The sequence below is a fragment of the Lentibacillus sp. JNUCC-1 genome, assembly GCF_009741735.1.
Classification (GTDB): Bacteria; Bacillota; Bacilli; order Bacillales; family Amphibacillaceae; genus Lentibacillus_B.
Genome location: NZ_WHOH01000001.1, coordinates 1 through 22,958, shown reverse-complemented (window position 1 = coordinate 22,958; position 22,958 = coordinate 1). Strand labels below are relative to the sequence as shown.

The following is a 22,958-nucleotide window of genomic DNA, read 5'->3' as shown; positions in this document are numbered from 1 at the left end:
TGAATCATGCGACATGTATCTGCTGTAACGATAAGAAGACGGGTGGTCACTGCTTTTCTTTTTGGTTTGATCATCTTTCTGGTCATTGATTTGCGACTCGGTTATGTACAATTTGTTATTGGTGATGAATTGTATGATAAAGCAAATGAGTCGTGGACCAGAGATATCGTTTTTGAACCCGAACGGGGATTAATTCTGGATGAAAAGGGCGAAATACTTGCGGAGAATGTCACAGCTCCATCCGTTGTGGTCATTCCAAGACAAATTGAAAACCCCGATGATACAGCCCATAAACTCGCAGGCATTTTGGATATATCAGAAGAAGATGCTTTAGAGTATGTGACGCGAAATGCATCCAGTGTCAACCTGCATCCGGAAGGAAGAAAAATTAATGAGGAACAGGAATCAGCATTAAGGCAACTGGATTTACCTGGCGTCTATCTTGCAAAAGATTCCAAGCGGCATTATCCGCATGGGGATGATTTGTCACATGTACTTGGTTTTGCCGGGATAGATAATCAGGGATTGATGGGACTTGAACTCTTTTATGATGAACAATTGAGCGGTGATGCTGGAAGTCTCTCTTATTATTCCGATGCCAAGGGACGGCGGATGAACACGCTTGCCGACGAATATACCCCACCGACAGACGGTTTGAATCTCAAAACAACGATTAATTTTAAAGTCCAGTCCATTATTGAACGGGAGCTGGATCTTGCTATGGAGAAGTATAATCCTGATGGCGCCCTTGCGATTGCAGTCAATCCGAAGACAGGCGGGGTCGTTGGCATGTCTTCAAGACCGAACTTTAACCCGGAAAATTATCAGGAAGTTGATTCTGACATTTACGATCGGAATCTCCCAATTTGGAGCACATATGAACCAGGCTCAACATTTAAAATCATTACGCTCGCATCCGCATTGGAAGAAAACACCGTTGATCTTGAGCATGATCATTACCATGATAATGGCTCGATTAAAGTAGGAGGAGCCAAGCTTCGTTGCTGGAAAAGCGGCGGGCATGGAGATCAGACTTATCTGGAGGTTGTAGAAAACTCCTGTAACCCGGATTCGTCAGCATGGGTCAGGATCTCGGTAAAGAAAGACTGTTTTCGTATATTAAAAAGTTCGGTTTCGGAAAGAAAACAGGCATAGATCTTCAGGGTGAAGGCAATGGCATTCTATTTAAACAGGACCAGGTAGGGCCAGTGGAACTTGGTACCACATCTTTTGGCCAAGGGGTATCAGTGACACCAATTCAACAGGTTATGGCAGTATCAGCAGCGATCAACGGCGGTTATTTGTATGAGCCGCATATTGCTAGTGAATGGCTAGATCCGCAAAATGGAGAAAGCGTGGAAAAATATGAACCTAATATGAAGCAAAGAGTCATATCAGAAGAAACGTCCAAAGAAGTTCGTCATGCCCTTGAAAGTGTGGTCGCTAATGGAACAGGTCGTCCAGCTTATGTTGAGGGCTATCGCGTCGGAGGGAAAACCGGAACAGCCCAAAAGGTCGGTAAAGATGGACGTTATATGCAAAATAATCATATCGTATCGTTCATAGGTTTCGCACCCGCTGATGATCCTGAGATCGTCGTTTATACAGCAATTGATAATCCGAAAGGGACGGTTCAGTTCGGCGGTGTTGTCGCAGCTCCTATCGTTGGAAGAGTTATAGAAGACAGCTTGCAGGCCCTTGGAGTTGAACGACGGGAAGAAGGACTTGAGAAAGACTATCAGTGGCCTGACCAGCCAAAAGTCGAAGTGCCTGATCTCATCGGGTTAAATAAAGAAAAACTGAATGAATATATGACAACTTTATCATTGAAGACAAGTGGTGAAGGGGATTACATTATTGATCAGGATCCTAAGCCAGGTGTGAAACTGGAAGAAGGCAGCACAGTAAGAATTTATTTAGCTGAAAAAAAACATCGAGAATGAACGTTGAATTTGCTATAATAATGTTGCGTGCACAATAAAAACAATACGTTTAGCATACACCCTGATATCCGACGACGCACATTTGATGTTGAGACCTTGTCTGCACGTACTTCACATTATGAAGATTACAAGGGGGAGTTGGATATATGCTTTGGTTGAAATCCAAGTCGGAATTATGGGTGTGGGAATATGAAATTAAGTAAGCTGTTAAAAGCACTTCCTAACGTGCGTTCAGCGTCTTCTGGAGAAGCTATCGAGATTATGGATGTCACAGATGATTCCCGAAAAGTCTCCACAGGTACCCTTTTTGTGTGTGTAGATGGTCATGTGACAGACGGTCATGATTATGCTGAAGAAGCGGTTAAAAACGGAGCAGTTGCCATCATTGCCGAAAGACAACTTGAGGCTTCTGTTCCAGTTGTTTATGTAAGGGATACAAGGAAAGCTGTTGCAATGCTTGCAGCTAAGTTTTTCTCTTATCCTACAAAAACTTTGCCTGTAATTGGGGTTACGGGTACAAACGGAAAAACAACCGTCACCTACTTATTAGAAGCCATCTTTTCGGAATACGGGATGAAAACGGGCGTCATTGGCACCATACAGCTGAAAATCGGGTCACAAACAGAACCAATCGAAAATACGACACCAAACGCTTTGTTTTTGCAGAAGACGTTCAGACGTATGCTTCTTGAAGGCGTGGATGTTGTGATCATGGAAGTGTCCTCCCATGCTTTGGATATGGGAAGGGTTTACGGCACTGAGTTCCTGACAACCATTTACACAAATATCTCACAGGACCATTTGGATTATCATAAAACAATGACAGAATATCTTCATGCGAAAAGTTTGCTTTTTTCTCAAATGGGTAATCAATATGATGTTAACACTCACAAATATGCAATTTTAAATCACGATGATTCTTCTGCTGACTTGATGCGAAAAAGTACAGCCCAGCCTGTTATGACTTATGGTACCCATACACCTTGTGACGTCAGAGCAAAGAATATACAGGTTGAGGCAGGGGGTACTTCATTTACCCTGGAGACTGAAAATCAATCTGTACACATACATACCAGAATGCTCGGGTACTTCAATGTGTATAACATGTTGGCCGCCAGCAGTGCTGCCCTCGCACATCAGGTCCCAATTGCGTATATCAAGAAAGCGTTGGAAGGTATGCGAGGGGTGGTGGGAAGATTCGAGCAAGTTGAAGCAGGTCAGTCGTTTTCGGTCATCGTGGATTATGCCCATACACCGGATTCATTATTGAACGTTCTGCAAACCATCAAACAGTTTGTCAAGGGCATACGTATGTTGTGGTCGGGTGTGGTGGAGATCGAGATAGGACAAAACGGCCATTAATGGCTGAAACAGCACTTCAATACGGAGATTGGTGTTTTTTCACTTCAGATAATCCACGTACAGAAAACCCGAAAGACATTCTAGCCGATATGACAACAGGACTCAAGGACACGCACTATTCGGTCATTGAAGATCGAAAAGAAGCTATTAAGGCAGCCGTTTCACGAGCTGAAAAGGGTGATGTCGTACTGATTGCGGGCAAAGGGCATGAAACATTCCAACAAATCGGTTTAACAAAGTTACTTTTTGACGACAGAAAAGCAGCAAAAGAAGCTATTGAGAATAAGGAGCTATGAATATGCTATTTACAACAGAATGGGCAGCGACTATATTAAAACAGTATTCTGGTAAGCCGGATGCTCAAACCCAAATTGAACACGTAACAACAAACAGTAAGGAATCGTCAGCTAATACATTATTTATTCCTATTGTTGGAGAGCGATTTGACGGGCATCAATTTATGGAGGAAGCCTTTAATAAGGGAGCTGTTGCAGCAGTTTGGCAAGAAGACTTAGAAAGACCAGAATTTTTACCTGATGATTTTCCGCTGTTTTTAACAACGGATACCACAGAAGCTATGCAAACACTGGCTTCCGCTTATAGAATACTTGTGGATCCGGTCGTCGTAGGTGTGACAGGTTCCAACGGGAAGACGACAACAAAGGATATGATCGCAGCAGTTGGAAAAACCAAATACAAAACACACCATACACTGGGCAATTATAACAATGGCATTGGTCTTCCACTGACTATTTTATCCATGCCTGCAGAGACAGAGTTACTTGTGCTGGAAATGGGAATGGACCGTTTCGGTGAAATTGAACAATTGTCAAAGATTGCCCAGCCGGATATCGCCGTCATTACCAATATTGGGGAATCGCATATGGCTTTTCTGGGGTCGCGCGAAGGCATTGCACAAGCAAAAATGGAAATAATCATAGGGCTTAAAGAAAATGGATTGCTGGTTATAGATGGGGATGAGCCTCTTTTGACGCATGCTGACCTTCCTTCACATACGGCAACTTGCGGATTTGGTTCAGCAAACGATTGGGGTGTATCAGACGTTGAAGTTCAACATCATCAAACAGTGTTCACACTTGGTCAAGAGTCTGATTATACAATTCCTCTTTTAGGCAAACATCACGCCTTGAATGCTGCCTTTGCAGCCCGTGTAGGAGAAGCTCTCTCCATTCCGCGAGATGTGGCTAAAAAAGCGCTTAAATCTTTGGAGTGGACAGCAATGCGATTTGAGTTGCTAAAAGGGCAAGGTGATGTTTCTGTGATTAATGATGCCTATAATGCCTCACCAACGTCTATGAAAGCAGCAATTGAAGTTGTTAACGATATGAAGGGTTTCGCTTCAAAAGTACTTGTCCTGGGAGATATGTTCGAACTGGGGGAAGACTCCAAAGCCATGCATCGTTCTGTTACAGATGCGATAGATCCAACCCAGATTAGCGCTGTATTTACGCTCGGGGAAGATGCAAAGGAGATTATTGAAGATATTCAACAGCATAATTCAAGTATTCATACGTCCCATGCTGCATCGAAATATGATATGATTGAGCTTCTGAGTCCATATTTGAATCAGGATAGCCTTATCTTATTCAAAGCGTCTCGGGGTATGCAATTTGAAACAATGATTGAACGATTGATCGATCCATCTTAAACGATTTGGACGGTTGCTGTACAAGGAGGAGAAACAGTGAACATCTTTACACTAATCATAACAATAACGATGGCATTTTTGATGACCGTCCTCATATCACCGATTTTTATACCGTTTTTGCGTAGACTGAAATTCGGACAGAGTATACGGGAAGAAGGCCCTAAATCTCATTTGAAAAAAACAGGCACCCCAACAATGGGCGGAATCATGATTGTGATCAGTGCTATTTTAACAACTGTTATAATGACGATCAAAGTTATGGGCGGTTCAATCGGGTATGAATTTTGGCTGCTGATATTTGTCATGCTCGGTTACGGTGCGCTAGGTTTTATGGATGACTTTATAAAAGTTGCTTTGAAGCGTAATCTTGGTTTAACCTCTAAGCAGAAAATGCTTGGTCAAATTTTAATTGGCGTTATATTTTATGTAGTCCTGTTGAACGGGGACTTTTCCACTGTGGTCAGCATTCCAGGAACAGACCTTCAATGGGATCTCGGCTGGGGATATGCACTTCTTGTGGTTGTGATGCTGGTAGGCGGCTCAAATGCAGTTAACTTAACAGATGGGCTTGATGGTCTCCTAGCGGGCACAGCAGCCATTGCTTTCGGGGCATTCGGGATCCTTGCGTGGCATGCTCAGGCGGGGGCTGAAACGACAATATTCACTTTGGCGGTAGTGGGTGCGCTTCTCGGTTTTCTCGTATTCAACGCCCATCCTGCCAAAGTATTTATGGGGGATACAGGCTCACTTGCATTAGGTGCTTCAATTGCCGCGATCGCAATTCTGACCAAACTGGAAATACTGCTGATTTTGATCGGCGGTGTATTTGTCATTGAAACACTCTCTGTTATTATTCAAGTTATTTCATTTAAAACAACTGGCAAACGTGTGTTCAAAATGAGTCCTCTACACCATCATTATGAATTGCTTGGATGGTCAGAATGGCGCGTAGTCACAACTTTCTGGCTTGTAGGATTGATTTTTGCAGCACTTGCTCTTTATATTGAGGTGTGGCTGACATGAAATTTCAAGAAGACTTTCCATATAACCATATATTGATTTTAGGTCTTGCCAGAAGTGGCACTGCAGCTGCTGAGTTTTTATTACAAGCGAATAAAAATGTTCGTATCAATGATTTAAAAGCAGAGAATCATGAGGCGATCTCCAAACTCGAAAAGCTTGGTGCTGAATTGGTCATTGGCACACATCCTATTTCTGTTCTTGATCAGGTTGAAGTTATTATTAAAACCCCCGGAATTCCTTACGAGAATCCAGTGCTGAAAGAAGCTTTGATACGCGGTATTCCAATTATTACCGAGGTTGAACTCGCTGGATATATGACAGAAGGTCCAATAATCGGCATTACAGGATCGAATGGAAAAACCACCACAACAACCCTGATTGGAGAGATGCTTCAAGCTGCTGATCAACATCCCAAGGTAGCCGGCAATATAGGTGTAGCCGCTACAGAGATGGTTCAGCAAATGACAACAGGCGATAAGCTGGTGCTTGAGTTATCTTCTTTTCAATTGGCCGGAACAGCAACTTTTAAGCCGGATATTGCGGTGTTGCTTAATTTATATGAGGCCCACTTGGATTACCATAAAACATTTGCCCATTATGTTGAGGCCAAATCACGGATTTTTGCCAATCAGACTTCAAATGACTATCTCATTTATAATGCTGATCAAGCTATTGTTAAAGATACGATACAAAACGCCAAAGCGACCTGTGTGCCGTTCTCAATGCATACCAGACAAGGAGAAGGGGCTTGGACAGATCAAGTATATATCTATTTTAAAGAGGAACAAATTATGCCTGTTGAAGAAATGGTTCTCGTGGGATCTCATAACCTGGAGAATATTTTGGCGGCTGTGGCTGTCGCCAAAATCAGCGGGGTAAACAACGAGGCCATCAAACATGTTCTTAAGACATTTAAGGGCATCCCTCACCGACTCCAATTTATTGGGAATGTCAATCACTGCAAATACTTTAATGATTCCAAAGCAACAAATATCCTTGCTGCCAAAAAAGCCCTTGCGTCATTTAAACAGCCAACCATATGGCTAGCGGGTGGTCTTGATCGCGGGCAGACATTTGATGAACTCCTACCTTCTCTAAAGAATGTTAAAGCTTTAATAGCTTTCGGGGAAACACGGCAAAAACTGGCTGACTTAGCAAAGAAAGCGGGCATTGATAACATCGCTTTGGCTGAAGATGTAACAGATGCCGTGACAACGGCTTATGATTATGCCACACATGAGGATATCGTTTTGCTGTCTCCGGCTTGTGCCAGCTGGGACCAATACAAGACATTCGAAGAAAGAGGTGACATGTTTATACAAGCTGTGCATAGATTAATGTAGGGGCTTGTTTAACATAGTACGGTCAGATTATTATATAACACGCCCCGCTTCCAATCCGGAAAAGGGGTGTTTTTTTGAATTCTTATAAAGATAAACGTTACACACCGGACTACACATTATTAAGCGTGATTATATTCCTGTTGCTGATTGGGATTATAATGATATTCAGTGCCTCTTATGTATGGGCAGAATATAAATATGATGATGCCTTTTTTTACGTGAAGCGGCAGCTCCTCTTTATTGGAGCGGGAGTTGCGGCAATGTTTATACTTATGAAAATTCCATACACACTGTTCAAACAGTATGCTAAGATCATTTTAGCTGCATGTTTTGTGCTGTTGATTATTGTACTGATTCCAGGGATCGGGATGATCCGCGGAGGTGCTCAGAGCTGGATTGGTGTAGGCGCTTTTAGTATTCAGCCTTCAGAATTTATGAAACTTGGTTTAATCATTTTTCTGGCAAGTTATCTATCAACGCATCAAAAGAAGATTACGTCATTAAAAAAAGGTTTCCTCCCATCACTTTTGCTTGTGTTTGTTGCGTTTGGTTTAATCATGATGCAGCCCGACCTTGGGACAGGCGTGGTGCTTGTTTTGACCTGCATGACCATGATTTTTGCCGCTGGAGCAAGACTCGGTCATTTTTTTGGTCTGGCGATTTTAGGTGTTATTGGCTTTTTAGGATTGATTATTTCGGCACCTTATCGAATTAGCCGTATTACAGCTTTCATTAATCCCTGGGAAGACCCACTGGGAGATGGGTTCCAAATTATTCAGTCCTTATATGCAATAGGTCCAGGCAGTTTACTGGGGGTCGGAATCGGGAACAGTCTCCAGAAGTATTTTTACTTGCCGGAACCCCAAACTGATTTCATTTTTTCCATTTTGGGAGAAGAGCTTGGGTTTATCGGCGGCACATTTGTATTGTTTCTGTTTGCGGTTATGTTCTGGAGAGGAATTAAAATTGCTCTGGAAGCCCCTGATACATTTGGTTCCTTCCTTGCTCTTGGAATTGTATCAATGCTTACACTTCAGGTTATGATCAACATTAGTGTTGTCATTGGTTTAATACCTGTTACCGGTATAACGCTGCCTTTTCTGAGCTATGGCGGATCTTCACTGACATTAACGTTATGTTCTGTCGGTATTTTATTGAATATCAGCCGATTTACGAGACTATAACAAACAAAAGGGCAAGGGTATATGTAATTGATTCATATTGTGATATAATTTAAATAATCACTGATGGAACGGCTGATTTTTAATGCCGTTTCGTTCTGTTTAAAATCAGATAAAGGACGTATAACGATGGGGAAAAATATTGTTTCAATTGAAGATCGCATACCTAAATTAAAAGAAGCACGAAAAAAGAAAGCCAACAGACGACTTATTACATATTTGACAATCTTTTTTGTGCTGATCTCAATCGTTATATATCTACAAACACCGCTTAGCCATGTTAAAACAATAACCGTTAAGGGCAATGAACAACTGGAGCAAGAAGCCATTGTTCAACTCAGTGGTGTTACTACGGATATGAATATGTGGTCGATTGATCCGAAAGACGTGGCTCAATCTATTGAAAAAAATGCAGAAATAAAATCCGCTCAAGTCGACCGTAAACTTCCCTCAACTGTTGCTATACAAGTTCATGAATTTAATCGTGTCGGGTATATGCCGGAGCAATCTAATTATGTTCCTGTTCTTGAGTCAGGAACCATTCTTAAAGAGCAAGCTATTACACGACCGGGAGGAGATGCACCACTTCTTTTAGGATTTAATGATCCCAAGATTTTGCTGGAAATGGCTCAAGAACTTAAGGCGCTTCCTTCAAATATTCGTGATTTGATTTCGGAAATCCATTGGAAACCCACAGAAGGGAATACTACTAAGCTTCGTCTCTATATGACGGATGGTTTTGTTGTAGATGGCACCATTCGTAATTTCTCAGAACGAATGCAAGTTTATCCTTCTATTGTCGCTCAACTTGATCCGGATGCAAAAGGAATTGTACACATAGGTGTCGGTGCTTATTTTGAAAGTTTCGACCAAGCTCCTCAAGAAATGGAAGAGGAGGCAGAAACTGGTGAATAAGTTATAATTTTCATGGGAATTCTCTTTTATTTGAGCGGATTGCCTTATATTTATTTTCTTTTTATCCAACTTCCTTTACAATGGTAGAATGAAGCATGGAATAGCTTGTTATGAATAGTAGAATAGATTAATTGAAATTATTTACGATGAGACGGAGATGCAGGAGGTGCCTTTTGTGAACAACGGTGAAGTACTAGTCAGTCTTGATATTGGTACATCAAAAGTAAAAGTCATTATTGGAGAAGTGTTAAATGATTCCCTGAATATCATCGGGGTTGGCAGTTCTGAATCAAACGGCATGAAAAAAGGGGCAATTGTTGATATCGACCAGACAGTTCAATCCATTAAAAATGCAGTGGAACAAGCAGAAAGAATGGTTGGTGTCCAAATCGAAAGTGTGATTGTAGGAATTAATGGGAATCACATTCAGCTTCAGCCCTGTCACGGTGTTGTTGCCGTTCAGAGTGAAAATCGTGAAATTAGCGATGAGGACGTGCAGCGGGTTATAGATGGTGCACAAGTCATTTCAATTCCCCAGAACGGGAAATTGTTGATGTTGTGCCTAAACAGTTCATTGTGGATGGTCTGGACGAGATCAACGACCCAAGGGGTATGATTGGTGTCAGGCTGGAAATGGAAGGAACCATCATTACATGTTCCAAAACAGCTCTTCATAATACATTGCGTTGTGTCGAACGTGCCGGACTCAGCATTACCGATATCTGTCTGCAGCCCCTTGCTGCAGGAACAGTCGCTCTTTCCAAAGATGAAAAAAATCTTGGAGTGGCTTTAATTGATATTGGAGGCGGATGTACATCTGTCTCTGTTTTTGAAAATGACCATCTTGCAGCTACAAGTGTGACACCACTTGGCGGCAACAATATTACAAAGGATGTTTCCATCGGACTCAGAACTTCAACCGAGGAGGCAGAAGATGTTAAGTTAAACCATGGACATGCTTTTTATGATGAAGCACGCGAAGATGAGACGTTTGAAATCATGGTTATTGGCAGTAACAACAGAGAAACCCATCATCAATTGGAAATTGCAGACATGATTGAAGCAAGGCTTGAAGAGATCTATGTTTTCGCTGCCCAGGAAATACAGCGTATGGGCTATCGTCATCTTCCTGGAGGTTTTGTATTAACAGGAGGCACAATGAAAATGGCAGGTGTACAATCACTTGCTGAAGATGTATTGCAAACCAATGTGCGAATTGCCATTCCAGATTACATAGGTGTGAGAGAGCCTCAATACACTGCAGGGGTCGGCATCTTGCAATTTGCCTATCATAATGCGAAAATACAAGGAAAAGAACTGTCTGAGGCAGTTGCTATGCCAGCTGCTGAAAACCAACAAACAAAGCAATCAAAACGAAAAAGAACCAAACAGGCAGACAAGCCAAAAACAAAGGAAAAGAGTTTTGCGAACTTGTTTAAGTACTTTTTGATTAATTCAGATCACCATTTAGCTTGTGATTTTGCCACAATAGGAGGAAAGAAGATATGTTGGAGTTTGAAACAAATACAGATCAATTGGCGACGATAAAAGTAATTGGAGTTGGTGGCGGCGGAAGCAATGCTGTTAACCGTATGATCGAACACGGTGTGGAAGGTGTTGATTTTATTGCTGTCAACACAGATTCCCAAGCCCTGAATCTATCAAAAGCAGAAGTGAAACTGCAGGTGGGCGATAAGCTGACACGCGGTTTAGGCGCAGGGGCGAATCCTGAAGTAGGCAAAAAAGCAGCGGAGGAAAGCCGTGAACAGATAGAAGACACTTTGCAAGGTGCAGATATGGTTTTTGTCACTGCCGGTATGGGCGGTGGCACTGGAACTGGAGCTGCTCCTGTCATTGCCGAAATTGCAAAGGAGCAAGGCGCACTCACAGTAGGTGTGGTGACCCGCCCCTTTACTTTTGAGGGACGCAGACGCTCCACACAAGCTGTTTCAGGAATTGAATCATTAAAAAGCAGTGTTGATACGCTGATTGTTATTCCGAACGATCGTCTGCTCGAGATCGTTGATAAAAACACCCCGATGCTGGAAGCGTTCCGTGAAGCGGATAACGTGCTGCGTCAAGGTGTTCAGGGCATTTCAGATTTAATTGCTAAACCGGGCTTAATAAACGTCGATTTTGCGGATGTTAAAACCATTATGTTTGATAAAGGTTCAGCACTAATGGGTATTGGAATTGCAACAGGAGAAACACGTGCCACAGAAGCTGCAAAAAAGGCTATTTCTTCACCACTTTTAGAAACATCTATCGACGGTGCTCACGGCATATTGATGAATATCACTGGTGGCACAAATCTAAGTCTATTTGAAGTACAAGAGGCAGCAGATCTGGTTACATCTGCAGCAGACGAAGAGGTTAACGTGATCTTTGGTTCAGTAATTAATGAAAACCTGAAAGATGAAATTATTGTCACTGTGATCGCTACAGGGTTTGACGAATCCAAGAAGTCTGCACCCCAACCAAAACAAAGAACAATGCCAAATCAGCAGTACCAGCAGCATCAGCAACACCAGCAGCACGCAGCGACAACTGAGAGCACTGAAAGGCATTCATCTTCTCAACAAAATACAGGGCATGATGAGGAAACACTTGATATTCCAACCTTCCTCAGAAACCGGAATCGTTCCCGGTAAATGCATCTCAAAAAAGGTAATTGGCCATTAAGGTCAATTGCCTTTTTTGTGTCCTCTAAAAACAACAATAAACAAGAAAAAAAAGTTCTTTTGGTAAAACGACAGGTTTGTTGATAAGTCGTTAAAATTAGTATCGATAAGGTTACAAATTGTGACAGACTTTGCTTATCTGCTCATATATACTACTCTATAACACTGTTAACTCGCAGTGGAAACCATCAAAGGGAGATTAATGTGACCATTTATCTGGATGCCGTTTGGCTGCTGAATTTTTTGTTAGACTGGATGCTGCTCATGTTGACGCAAACTCTGGCAAGAGATGCTACCGGCAGAATCAGAGTGATGGCAGGTGCTGGTGTAGCTTCCATGCTTGTCCCAATAACCTTATTCTTCCCGGGATCTTTTATTGCCACTTCATTTGGCAAGCTGATTTATTCTGTATGTATTGTTCTGGTTGCTTTCAAATACAAGAACATATATCAGACAATCAAAAAACTTGTTTTGTTTTACTTTACAACATTTGCCACTGGGGGTGGTTTGGTTGCCCTGCATTTTCTATTAAAAAGTCCAATTGGTCTCTCGCCAAACGGAGTTTTAACTTTATCCGAAGGGTTTGGGACACCGATCAGCTGGGTGTTTGTAGTTCTCGGATTTCCTCTTGTATGGCTCTTTACTAAACAGAGAATGGACAGGCATGCAAGTGAAAAAATCCGCTATGATCAGCTTGTCCCCGTTACGGTGGAATTTCGTGGCAAACAGTTCTCTACTTCAGGTTATATTGATAGCGGCAATCAGCTGTATGACCCTCTTACAAAGCAGCCGGTCATTATTTGTGATGAAACTTTTCTGCGGAAATGGTTTACAGAAGCCGAGTGGGAGATGTTAAAACAACTTGCTAAAACGCTTGATTTTGATGCAGTTCCAATCGATTTGAAGGAGAAATTGAATGTCATTCCTTATCAAGGGGTTGAAGGCAGAAGTGCGTTCTTAATTGCTGTTAAACCTGATGAATTGCTGGTTTATTATCACGATCAGATTTTACGCACCAAAAAGGTCTTTATTGGTATTCAGTTTGCTGACCTCGCCCATGATGAAAGCTATCATTGTCTATTACATCCGCAAATTATTCAACTGGCGACTGTACATTCAGCATAAAAGTCTAAAAGGAGCGATAACATTTGAAACAGTTAAAGCTGCGTTTGCGTTTATGGTGGTATAAGCTGCTTATTAAATTTGGGTTTAAACCCAAAGAAATTTATTATATCGGCGGCAGGGAAGCTCTTCCACCCCCATTATCGAAAGAGGAAGAACAAACATTACTCATTCAATTGCCAAAGGGAGACGAAACCGCACGGTCAATGCTGATAGAGCATAATTTGCGTCTGGTTGTCTACATTGCAAGAAAATTTGAGAATACCGGCATCAATATAGAAGACCTGATCAGCATTGGAACCATAGGGCTGATTAAAGCTGTTAACACATTTGATCCAGAAAAGAAAATCAAACTTGCAACATACGCTTCTCGTTGTATAGAAAATGAGATTTTAATGTATTTGCGTCGTAATAACAAAACAAAATCTGAAGTGTCATTTGATGAACCACTTAACATCGATTGGGATGGAAATGAACTGTTGCTTTCAGATGTGCTTGGTACAGAGGAGGATATCACCACACGCGAATTGGACATTAACGTTGATAAGGATTTATTAAAACAATCCTTATCTACATTGTCTGATCGAGAAAAGCAAATAATGGAGCTGAGGTTTGGGCTGATTGGTGAAGAAGAACAAACACAAAAAGCTGTCGCCGATATGCTGGGGATCTCCCAATCGTATATATCGAGGCTTGAAAAGAAGATTATTTCTAGACTTCAAAAAGAATTTAATAAAATGGTCTAACCCTCTGTTCAGCGCTTGTTTAATATTGTTTTTATGATTTTGTACGCGTATGTATCTGCATAAAACGATGCCCTCCCGGAGATACTGTCCATGAACAGCAAGAGGAACTGGGAGGGCAGAACATGTCGAGACATAAGGTTGTAATATGTGGTGTGGATACATCCAAATTACCTGTACTTAAAAATGATGAAATGAGAAAGCTTTTTGTAAAAATGCAGAACGGGGACCTCTCAGCAAGAGAGGAATTGGTTAACGGTAATTTAAGACTTGTTTTAAGTGTGATTCAGCGTTTTAATAATCGGGGCGAGTATGTAGATGATCTGTTTCAGGTTGGATGTATTGGGCTCATGAAATCCATTGATAACTTCGACTTAGGACATAATGTAAGATTTTCAACTTATGCGGTACCGATGATCATCGGTGAAATTAGACGGTATTTAAGAGACAATAATCCAATCAGAGTATCAAGATCATTAAGAGATACTGCGTACAAAGCACTGCAGGTAAGGGAGAAGTTAATCGGAAAAACTTCCAAAGAACCAACTGCGATGGAGATTGCGGAAGAGATGGGAATATCGCATGCGGAAATTGTATTTGCCCTGGATGCAATTCAAGATCCGGTTTCATTGCACGAGCCTATCTATAATGACGGCGGAGACCCGATTTATGTAATGGACCAATTAGGTGATGAAAAAGAGAAAGATTCCAGTTGGGTAGATAAACTTTCACTTAAAGAAGGAATGCTTCGGTTGAATGACCGGGAAAAAATGATCTTAAGCAAACGGTTTTTTCAAGGGAAAACACAAATGGAGGTCGCTGACGAAATTGGTATATCGCAAGCTCAAGTATCACGTCTTGAGAAGGCAGCTATAGAACAAATGAATAAAGAAATGTTTGAATAGACCACATCACCAGCTGTTTATGAGGTTGGAAGCATTTGAATCAAGATCAACAATCCGAACAATGGTCCATATTAGTATGGATCAGTTCGGATTTTTTGTGCTTTTAATTACAAATCCTTTCTGCCCTCTTACATAATAGTGCACCATCGTGATGCATATATATGTATAAAGGCAGGTGTATAGAATGGTTTTATTATCAGAGTTGCAGATTAAAGAAGTTATTATTGTTGAAAACGGCAGTCGGCTCGGCCATATCTCGGACTTGGAAATTGATGAGAGAACAGGACGAATTACGGCCATTATTTTGTACGACAAAAAAGGTGGTATGTTTGGCAAAGCGGATGAATTGATTATTCCTTGGAAACATATTGTGACCATTGGAACAGATGTGATCCTTGTGCATAACAGAGATGATCCCGATCTTTACCCTAATCAGCTGTTACTTGAATAATTATAGTTATAAATAAGGCGAAATATGGTAAAATGAAAAGAAACGTGTATGGAGGGTTCGCATGACGGATTGTTTTGAACATCATTCTGGTCATTTATTAAGAATAACAAAGTGGCAGGAGATAGACACATCCTTAAAAGCTGGATTCACATCGAGACAAAACGGGTTTGGACATCCCCCATATGATACATTCAATCTTGGTCTCCATGTCGGTGATGAAGATGACCGTGTTCTAAAAAACCGACGTTTGCTTGGGGAGGAGCTCGGCTTCTCTCTTGACAGATGGGTGGTGGGGGAGCAGGTACATGACAGTCTCATCAAGACGGTCACAGCGGACGATAAAGGAAAAGGAGCTGCTGAGCTTCAAACAGCCCTGCAAGGTGTTGATGGTTTGATAACAGATGTGTCAGGTATCATGCTCGCAGCATTTTATGCAGATTGTGTACCGCTTTATTTTTTCGATCCTGTCGATCACCGGATTGGCATTGCACATGCAGGCTGGAAGGGAACCGTTCAGGAAATCGCCGGCCGCATGATTACAAGGTTTGTTAAAAACGGTTCGGTTCTCCGTAATATAAAAGTCACCATTGGTCCGTCGATTTCACGACAAGCTTACGAAGTAGATGAGACTGTGCTTAAACAAATCCCTTCAAAATGGCATGAAACAACTGTTCAAAAGACAAAAAAAGGACATGGGTTATTGGATTTAAAGCAATTAAATGTGGAAATCCTTTTAAAGTACGGCGTTTTACGTCATAATATAGATGTGACCGAATACTGCACATTTCGCGATGATCAACTCTTTTTTTCGCATAGAAGAGCAGAAGGACCTACGGGGCGAATGCTCGGTTACATCGGATATTCGGTTTAATATATTGACAGGGGAAGATGTCGACTTGTTAAGTGTTGCACATAATTTAAACAATATACAGCAAAAAATTTCACAAGCATGTCAGACTGGCGGACGCGATCCTGAGGATGTGACAGTCATAGGTGTGACAAAGTATGCTTCGACTGAACGGACCATAGAAGCCGTTGAAGCTGGCATAACAAATATCGGTGAGAATCGACTTGAAGGGCTAACTGAAAAATATAACGCTATTGAACACGAAGTTAATTGGCATTTCATAGGTAATCTTCAATCACGGAAGGCTCGTGACGTCGTAGGAAAGGTTGCTGCCATTCACTCGTTGGACAGGCGATCGCTGGCAAAAGAGATTAATAAACGTGCCGACAAACCTGTTGATTGTTTTGTGCAAGTGAACGTCAGCGGAGAATCTACAAAGCAGGGGCTGCCGCCTGAAGAAACAAGCCACTTTATTGAGCAACTGGCGGATTATGAAAAGATCCGAGTGGTTGGATTGATGACCATGGCACCCCACATTAAAGATGAAGATCTGTTGCGACAATATTTTCGTACACTGGCTGAGTTGAAAGTACAAATTGAGAATGAACAATGGGATCACGCACCGTGTCATTATCTATCTATGGGGATGAGTAATGACTACGAGATTGCCATTGAAGAGGGTGCCACACATATCAGGATCGGAACAGAACTGGTAGGGCCACCAGAAAACAACGAAAGCAGGTGATTTGCTTTGGGTTTCAAGAATAAATTTAAAGATTTATTCACCCTGGATGACGAGTATGAGTACGTAGAATCAGATGAAAGAGTGCCGGAGTATGATTCACAGGAAGGCAGTAATAAAGGCAATGTGGTAAACCTGAAAAGCATGCAGCAGCCCTCGTCCAAAGTTGTGTTGTGCGAACCGCGAACATATAATGAAGTACAGGAAATTGCTGACCATGTTGTCAACAGACGTGCGGTTGTGGTAAATTTGCAGCGTGTTGACCAGAAAGAGGGGCGGCGCATTGTCGACTTTTTAAGCGGTACGGTTTATGCTTTAGAGGGTGAAATGCAAAAACTCGGCAGGGAAACGTTTCTCTGCACACCTGACAACATTACTGTATCGGGAGCTATTTCAGAATCAATAGCCGAAAATGATGACTTTATAAAAGGATGGTCGTAGAATGGGTTTGATCAGTTCATTATTTCAATTGGTATACTTTGCGTTGTACATTTACAGTTTCGCAATTATCATTTATGTATTTATGTCATGGTTCCCCGGGGCACGGGAATCATCGTTCGGTACTTTTTTGGCCAAGATATGTGAGCCTTACATGGAGATATTCAGAAAGTTTATTCCGCCGCTTGGGATGATTGATATTTCACCAATCGTAGCCATTTTTGTACTGATTCTGGCTAGAGAAGGTATTATGAGTCTGCAATTCATGTTGTTTGTCGTGATATAACATGGATGTGTATCAACATTTCCGTAAGGACGAACATCCTTTTATCGATCAGGTTTTATCATGGCGGGAAATGGTAGAGCGTCAGTATCAGCCCAAACTGACTGACTTTTTAGATCCAAGAGAACAAGATATTGTAAGAACACTAGCGGGTTCAGAGAATGATGATCTTAACCTTGAGCTTTTTGGAGGCAGTGAATATGCTGAGCAAAAGAGAGCAATCATTGCCCCTTACTATGAAACCATTTCAGAAGAAAACTTTGATATCGTGTTAATGGAGACATCTTTCCCTGAGCAGTTTGTTTCCATATCACACAGGGACGTGCTGGGCGCATTTTTGTCACTGGGGATCAAACGACAAAAACTTGGAGATATTATTGTCGGAGAAGGTGTCTTTCAAATGATCCTAGCTCGAGAGATTGCAGACTATACAATGGTTCATTTGGATAAGGTCAAACATGCTTCAATTCAGCTTCAGGAAAAGCCGCTTAAGAATTTACTCGATAAAAAATCAAACTGGATTGAGAAGCAACATATTGCTGCTTCACTTCGTCTGGACGTTATTTTAAGGGATATTTATCATTTATCACGCAATAAAGCGGTTCAATATATAAAAAGCGGATATGTGAAAGTGAATTTCAAACGCGTTGATGATGTTGCGTTTCAATTGCGGGAAGGGGATTTGTTGTCCGTCCGCGGTAAGGGAGAAGTAAATTACTGTCCGTCAACGGTGAAACAAGAAAAGGGAATCTGAAGATCGAAACAGCTATATTGCAATCGTGATAAAATTTGTAGTTTTTTGCAGAAATATAAGGACTTATGGTGAAAATACGCTATAATAGATATACTTAAACAGATTTTTTGATTGAGGAGGAACCAAAATGACATTATCACCCCTGGATATTCATAATAAAGAATTTACAAGAGGTTTTCGTGGTTATGATGAAGATGAAGTCAATGAATTTCTTGATCAGGTCATAAAAGATTATGAAATGGTTATTCGGGAAAAGAAAGATCTACAGGAAAAAGTCGATCAGATGAACGAAAAACTCAGTCATTTCACGAATATAGAAGAAACGCTGAATAAGTCCATTCTGATTGCTCAGGAAACAGCTGAAGACTTAAGAGGCAATGCTCAAAAAGAATCCAAGTTAATCATCAAAGAGGCTGAGAAGAATGCCGACCGGATCATTAACGAATCATTGAACAAATCACGCAGTATTGAGATAGAAGTGGAAGAGTTAAAAAAGCAGGCTAAAGTATTCCGCACGCGTTTGAAAATGCTGATTGAAGCTCAAATGGATATGATCGATACAGATGATTGGGATCATTTATTCGATGAAGATATGAATGAAGCGTCTGAACCGGTACAAGCCGAGTATTAACTACATAAGACTGGCTTCATATTTAAGCATGGTTAAATCCTCTCGTCCGAATTGGACTGAGGGGATTTTTAATTGATTTGCAAATGGCAAACATATAGAATATAAAAAGACACCTCGCATCTTTTTCCAGCGGGTATTAAGGGCTTATGGAGGACAGAGTATGATTAGGTACTATTTACTGGCGGCTTTTATAATCGGAGTTGACCAGCTGACGAAATGGATCATTGTTAAAGAAATGGAACTATATGAGCAAATCACGGTCATTAACGATTTCTTTTATATCACTTCCCATCGAAATACCGGTGCGGCCTGGGGAATTCTTGAAGGACAAATGTGGTTTTTTTATATTGTGACACTCATTGTAGTCGTTGGCATTATTTATTACTTACATAAATACACGCTTGATCAGCCGCTCTTGAGAATAGCGCTCAGCTTAATTCTTGGTGGGGCAATCGGAAATTTAATAGACCGGGTGTTTCGGAAAGAAGTGGTCGATTTCTTTGACTTTTTGATTTTCAATTACAATTATCCTATCTTTAATGTGGCCGATTCAGCCTTGGTTGTAGGTGTTGCTTTTGTAATCATCGCCACATTTGTAGAAGAAAAAAAGAAAGGACAGACCCCATCTTGACAATACTTAAACATATCGTAACAAATCCGGAAGCCGGTATACGTATAGATAAATTGCTGGTTCAGCTTAACCCCGACTATTCACGCTCACAAATTCAATCGTGGATTCAACACGGTTATGTACATGTGAATCAGCAGCAGATAAAAGGAAATCATAAATGTGCACCAGGAGATAAACTCGAGTGGGAAATACCTGTTGTTGAAGAACAAGTGTTTGAAGGAGAAGCAATACCGCTTGATGTTGTATATGAAGATGACTGGTTGCTCGTTGTTAATAAACCCCGAGGAATGGTGGTTCACCCGTCTGCAGGGCATATGTCGGGTACCCTGGTACATGCACTCCTTCATCACACAAACCATCTGTCAGACGAGAATGGTGAACATCGCCGGGGTATTGTGCACAGAATTGACAAGGACACAAGCGGACTTTTGCTTGTCGCTAAGGATAATGTGACACACCAGGATTTGGCACGTCAGCTTGCGGATAAAACTGTTAATCGCAGGTATGAGGCTATTGTACATGGCGTTATTGAACATGAATCAGGCCTGATAGAAGCCCCGATTGCCCGGGATCCAAAAAACAGACAAAAAATGGGTGTTGTTGATCACGGCAAAGACGCCACAACTCATTTTCATGTGCTTGAAAGATTTCCTTCTTTCACACATATTTCTGCTAAGCTTGAAACAGGGAGAACACATCAAATCCGGGTTCATATGAAATATATTGGCTATCCTGTAGCAGGCGATCCGAAATACGGTCCGAGAAAAACACTCCAGATCAACGGACAGGCACTACATGCTAAAATCATCGGTTTTACGCATCCTCATACAAAGGAATGGATGCAATTTGAAGCGCCGCTTCCAATCTATTTCAATGAATTACTTGATAAACTGCCTAATATGTATTGACAAGAAGGATCTCATTTGTCATAATGAGAGCAGTTTAATATAGTCCTTTAATTACGTCCAGAGAGGCTAATAAGGAACGGATTCATGATTCTGAACAGATCATGTACAACCCCTTTATGCTTACTCGGCAAAAGGGGTTTTTATTTGCAGAAGTAAGATGACTTTGTCCGTTTAAAAGAAAGAGGTGAAGACTTGCGAAAAAAAACAGAATTACTTGATCAAGCTGCCATCAACAGAGCTCTAACACGAATTGCACATGAAATTTTGGAAAAAAATGAAGGTGGAGCTTCAATTATTCTTGTGGGAATCAAAACCCGCGGAGCCCCACTAGCCAAACGTCTTCAGGAGAAAATTATGCAAATTGAAGGCATAACCGTTCCCATAGGGGAATTAGATATTACATTATACCGGGATGACCTTGAAAAAGCAGTTGAAAATGACGAGCCAGAACTAAAAAACACTTGGGTCCCTGTGGACATTGCGAGCAAACGTGTAATACTTGTAGATGATGTGTTGTTTACAGGCAGAACAGTAAGGGCGGCAATGGATGCTATTATGGATATTGGTCGGCCAGCCTCGATTCAATTAGGCGTACTGATCGATCGCGGCCATCGTGAACTGCCGATTCGTGCTGATTATGTAGGTAAAAATATTCCAACATCTGATCAGGAAGTGATTGTTGTTCACTTAGATGAAACAGATGAAAAAGAGCATGTGTCCATTTTTGAAAAATAAATACATGAGGACTTTTAATTAAATCCAGAGAGGTTTAAAAAGTCGATTGAGCATATGCATGGGCGCTTTATGCCTTCTGCACAACCTCTTTGCGGCTTTTGCAAAGAGGTTTTTTGTTTAATCGATCAGATAAACAAAAAGGAATGGAGGCTGAAAAATGAAACAAACAGAAATGGTAATGGATGTACACGAGGTACCCAAAGCAAGACAGTGGCTGTTATTAAGTATTCAACATTTATTTGCGATGTTCGGTTCAACCATTCTTGTCCCGTTTTTAACAGATTTATCAATTGCGGTTGCTCTTGTTTCGAGTGGACTTGGTACATTAGCTTATCTTGTCATTACGAGAGGAAAAATACCAGCTTATCTAGGGTCGAGTTTTGCATTTATCGTCCCCATCATCAGTGTCATGGGGGCGACCGGTCCAGGCGGCGTTATGATCGGCAGCTTTCTGGCAGGTGCAGTATACGGTCTGGTTGCTTTATTTATCCGGCTGCTTGGCCTCAATTGGCTGATGCGGATCTTACCGCCCATTGTGGTTGGTCCTGTCATCATGGTCATAGGACTGAGTCTTGCCGCAACTGCTGTAGACATGGCAATGTATAAGCCGGGCACAGAACAAGTATACAGCGGGACGCACTTAAGTGTTGCCTTGGTCACACTGGCAATAGCAATCATAGCCACTATTTTCTTCAAAGGATTTTTCGGTCTGATACCGATCTTGATTGGGATCACTGGCGGCTATATCTATGGCTTATTCGCCGGAATCATTGATACATCAGGAATCGTTCAGCAGTGGCATGATTTGACCACTTCAGGTTCATTTGGCGGTTTTGTTCAAGCTGTATTTAAAAAGCCTGACTTTGTATTACCTTTCATTGACTATTCTCCCTTAAGTGTTTTTAACACGAGCATCATTTTACTTATGGTACCTGTAGCACTTGTGACCATCGCAGAACACATCGGAGATCAAATGGTCTTGTCTAAAATCGCGGGGCGTAATTTTCTGAAGCGGCCTGGGTTGCACCGGTCTATACTCGGTGATGGTGTAGCCACGATGATTGCTTCCGTGCTTGGGGGCCGCCAAACACAACATACGGAGAGAATATTGGCGTTTTGTCGATCACACGTGTCTTCAGTGTGTTTGTCGTAGCGGGGGCAGCCGTGCTGGCCATCATGTTTGGTTTTGTCGGGATTTTCACGGAGCTTATTGCTTCTATTCCAACCGCAGTTATGGGCGGGGTATCCATTCTGTTGTTTGGCATTATAGCTTCGAATGGTCTGCGTATGTTAATCGATAATCAAGTTGACTTAAATGATAAACGGAATTTGATTATTGCATCAGTTATTTTGGTTATAGGAATTGGCGGCGCATTGATCAAAGTCAACATTCAAAATGAAGCTATTCAGGTAGAAGGAATGGCACTGGCAACAATCATTGGCGTCCTTCTGAACCTGCTCCTGCCTGGTAAAGAGAGTGGTTATGGCAATGGTGCCATGTTTGGAGATGACAACAAAAATGATTCAGAAACACACATTCGGGAGGTTATGTAAATATGAAGCATTTTATGTCAGTCGATCAGTTAACGAGAACCGATATTGAAACCATTTTGGACACGTCACATGATATCAGACAGACGAAATGTCAAAT

General features: G+C 41.5%; 19 protein-coding genes and 4 pseudogenes. All 23 read left to right on the top strand.

The annotated features are described in order from the left end of the window. The first annotated feature begins 6 nt into the window (after positions 1–6). The 23 genes and pseudogenes from JNUCC1_RS00115 (at position 7) to JNUCC1_RS00005 (ending at position 22,861) form a co-directional block, all read left to right on the top strand. Positions 7–1,943 (top strand): annotated as a pseudogene (locus JNUCC1_RS00115) (stage V sporulation protein D). A 189-nt stretch (positions 1,944–2,132) separates the two neighbouring features. Beyond that, positions 2,133–3,601, top strand: a pseudogene (locus tag JNUCC1_RS00110) (UDP-N-acetylmuramoyl-L-alanyl-D-glutamate--2,6-diaminopimelate ligase). A gap of 2 nt (positions 3,602–3,603) precedes the next feature. Further along, a complete protein-coding gene (locus tag JNUCC1_RS00105) occupies positions 3,604–4,974 on the top strand; it encodes a UDP-N-acetylmuramoyl-tripeptide--D-alanyl-D-alanine ligase (protein ID WP_156643460.1) in 1,371 nt (456 codons plus the stop codon). A 36-nt stretch (positions 4,975–5,010) separates the two neighbouring features. After that, positions 5,011–5,997, top strand: a complete 987-nt coding sequence (gene mraY / locus JNUCC1_RS00100; RefSeq protein WP_331713530.1) for a phospho-N-acetylmuramoyl-pentapeptide-transferase — start codon at positions 5,011–5,013, stop codon at positions 5,995–5,997. Then, positions 5,994–7,340, top strand: coding sequence for a UDP-N-acetylmuramoyl-L-alanine--D-glutamate ligase (gene murD / locus JNUCC1_RS00095; RefSeq protein WP_156643459.1), 1,347 nt, complete (start codon positions 5,994–5,996; stop codon positions 7,338–7,340). Before mraY ends, murD begins: the two co-directional genes overlap by 4 nt. Positions 7,341–7,414: 74 nt before the next feature. Further along, positions 7,415–8,524, top strand: coding sequence for a stage V sporulation protein E (spoVE, locus tag JNUCC1_RS00090; RefSeq protein WP_156643458.1), 1,110 nt, complete (start codon positions 7,415–7,417; stop codon positions 8,522–8,524). A gap of 126 nt (positions 8,525–8,650) precedes the next feature. Beyond that, a complete protein-coding gene (locus JNUCC1_RS00085; protein ID WP_156643457.1) occupies positions 8,651–9,436 on the top strand; it encodes a cell division protein FtsQ/DivIB in 786 nt (261 codons plus the stop codon). 157 nt (positions 9,437–9,593) lie between these two features. Next, positions 9,594–10,984 (top strand): annotated as a pseudogene (gene ftsA, locus JNUCC1_RS00080) (cell division protein FtsA). Then, a complete protein-coding gene (ftsZ, locus tag JNUCC1_RS00075) occupies positions 10,942–12,087 on the top strand; it encodes a cell division protein FtsZ (protein WP_156643456.1) in 1,146 nt (381 codons plus the stop codon). Before ftsA ends, ftsZ begins: the two are co-directional and overlap by 43 nt. A gap of 234 nt (positions 12,088–12,321) precedes the next feature. Continuing rightward, positions 12,322–13,242, top strand: a complete 921-nt coding sequence (spoIIGA, locus tag JNUCC1_RS00070; RefSeq protein WP_331713529.1) for a sigma-E processing peptidase SpoIIGA — start codon at positions 12,322–12,324, stop codon at positions 13,240–13,242. Between the two features lie 23 nt (positions 13,243–13,265). Then, positions 13,266–13,985, top strand: coding sequence for an RNA polymerase sporulation sigma factor SigE (sigE, locus tag JNUCC1_RS00065; RefSeq protein WP_156643454.1), 720 nt, complete (start codon positions 13,266–13,268; stop codon positions 13,983–13,985). Between the two features lie 122 nt (positions 13,986–14,107). Continuing rightward, positions 14,108–14,887 (top strand): RNA polymerase sporulation sigma factor SigG, encoded by a 780-nt coding sequence (sigG, locus tag JNUCC1_RS00060; protein WP_156643453.1) that lies wholly within the window; start codon positions 14,108–14,110, stop codon positions 14,885–14,887. Between the two features lie 184 nt (positions 14,888–15,071). After that, on the top strand, positions 15,072–15,338 hold the full coding sequence (locus JNUCC1_RS00055) for a YlmC/YmxH family sporulation protein (protein WP_156643452.1): 267 nt from the start codon (positions 15,072–15,074) through the stop codon (positions 15,336–15,338). 61 nt (positions 15,339–15,399) lie between these two features. Further along, complete coding sequence (gene pgeF, locus JNUCC1_RS00050) at positions 15,400–16,209, top strand: peptidoglycan editing factor PgeF (protein WP_156643451.1); 810 nt, start codon at positions 15,400–15,402, stop codon at positions 16,207–16,209. 4 nt (positions 16,210–16,213) lie between these two features. Beyond that, on the top strand, positions 16,214–16,930 hold the full coding sequence (locus JNUCC1_RS00045; RefSeq protein ID WP_231746919.1) for a YggS family pyridoxal phosphate-dependent enzyme: 717 nt from the start codon (positions 16,214–16,216) through the stop codon (positions 16,928–16,930). A 6-nt stretch (positions 16,931–16,936) separates the two neighbouring features. Beyond that, positions 16,937–17,368, top strand: a complete 432-nt coding sequence (locus JNUCC1_RS00040; protein ID WP_156643449.1) for a cell division protein SepF — start codon at positions 16,937–16,939, stop codon at positions 17,366–17,368. 1 nt (position 17,369) lies between these two features. Next, positions 17,370–17,651, top strand: a complete 282-nt coding sequence (locus JNUCC1_RS00035; protein ID WP_156643448.1) for a YggT family protein — start codon at positions 17,370–17,372, stop codon at positions 17,649–17,651. 1 nt (position 17,652) lies between these two features. Next, positions 17,653–18,402 (top strand): YlmH family RNA-binding protein, encoded by a 750-nt coding sequence (locus tag JNUCC1_RS00030; RefSeq protein ID WP_331713528.1) that lies wholly within the window; start codon positions 17,653–17,655, stop codon positions 18,400–18,402. Between the two features lie 127 nt (positions 18,403–18,529). After that, on the top strand, positions 18,530–19,033 hold the full coding sequence (locus tag JNUCC1_RS00025; RefSeq protein ID WP_156643447.1) for a DivIVA domain-containing protein: 504 nt from the start codon (positions 18,530–18,532) through the stop codon (positions 19,031–19,033). Between the two features lie 160 nt (positions 19,034–19,193). Further along, positions 19,194–19,664: a signal peptidase II gene (gene lspA / locus JNUCC1_RS00020; protein WP_156643446.1), complete on the top strand. Its 471-nt coding sequence runs from the start codon at positions 19,194–19,196 to the stop codon at positions 19,662–19,664. Then, the gene (locus tag JNUCC1_RS00015) at positions 19,661–20,572 is read left to right on the top strand and encodes an RluA family pseudouridine synthase (RefSeq protein WP_156643445.1); all 912 of its coding nucleotides are present in this window, start codon (positions 19,661–19,663) and stop codon (positions 20,570–20,572) included. The genes lspA and JNUCC1_RS00015 overlap by 4 nt, the downstream gene beginning before the upstream one ends. A 192-nt stretch (positions 20,573–20,764) precedes the next feature. Continuing rightward, positions 20,765–21,307: a bifunctional pyr operon transcriptional regulator/uracil phosphoribosyltransferase PyrR gene (gene pyrR, locus JNUCC1_RS00010; protein ID WP_156643444.1), complete on the top strand. Its 543-nt coding sequence runs from the start codon at positions 20,765–20,767 to the stop codon at positions 21,305–21,307. A 157-nt stretch (positions 21,308–21,464) separates the two neighbouring features. Then, positions 21,465–22,861, top strand: a pseudogene (locus tag JNUCC1_RS00005) (uracil-xanthine permease family protein). Positions 22,862–22,958: the final 97 nt, after the last annotated feature.

What these genes read in the sequence shown, in the direction of transcription:
- JNUCC1_RS00105 (WP_156643460.1), top strand. Translation starts at nt 3,604, where the DNA reads ATGCTATTTACAACAGAATGGGCAGCGACTATATTAAAACAGTATTCT.
- JNUCC1_RS00030 (WP_331713528.1), top strand. Translation starts at nt 17,653, where the DNA reads ATGGATGTGTATCAACATTTCCGTAAGGACGAACATCCTTTTATCGAT.
- JNUCC1_RS00025 (WP_156643447.1), top strand. Translation starts at nt 18,530, where the DNA reads ATGACATTATCACCCCTGGATATTCATAATAAAGAATTTACAAGAGGT.
- ftsZ (WP_156643456.1), top strand. Translation starts at nt 10,942, where the DNA reads ATGTTGGAGTTTGAAACAAATACAGATCAATTGGCGACGATAAAAGTA.
- murD (WP_156643459.1), top strand. Translation starts at nt 5,994, where the DNA reads ATGAAATTTCAAGAAGACTTTCCATATAACCATATATTGATTTTAGGT.
- sigG (WP_156643453.1), top strand. Translation starts at nt 14,108, where the DNA reads ATGTCGAGACATAAGGTTGTAATATGTGGTGTGGATACATCCAAATTA.
- pgeF (WP_156643451.1), top strand. Translation starts at nt 15,400, where the DNA reads ATGACGGATTGTTTTGAACATCATTCTGGTCATTTATTAAGAATAACA.
- JNUCC1_RS00085 (WP_156643457.1), top strand. Translation starts at nt 8,651, where the DNA reads ATGGGGAAAAATATTGTTTCAATTGAAGATCGCATACCTAAATTAAAA.
- lspA (WP_156643446.1), top strand. Translation starts at nt 19,194, where the DNA reads ATGATTAGGTACTATTTACTGGCGGCTTTTATAATCGGAGTTGACCAG.
- JNUCC1_RS00055 (WP_156643452.1), top strand. Translation starts at nt 15,072, where the DNA reads ATGGTTTTATTATCAGAGTTGCAGATTAAAGAAGTTATTATTGTTGAA.
- JNUCC1_RS00035 (WP_156643448.1), top strand. Translation starts at nt 17,370, where the DNA reads ATGGGTTTGATCAGTTCATTATTTCAATTGGTATACTTTGCGTTGTAC.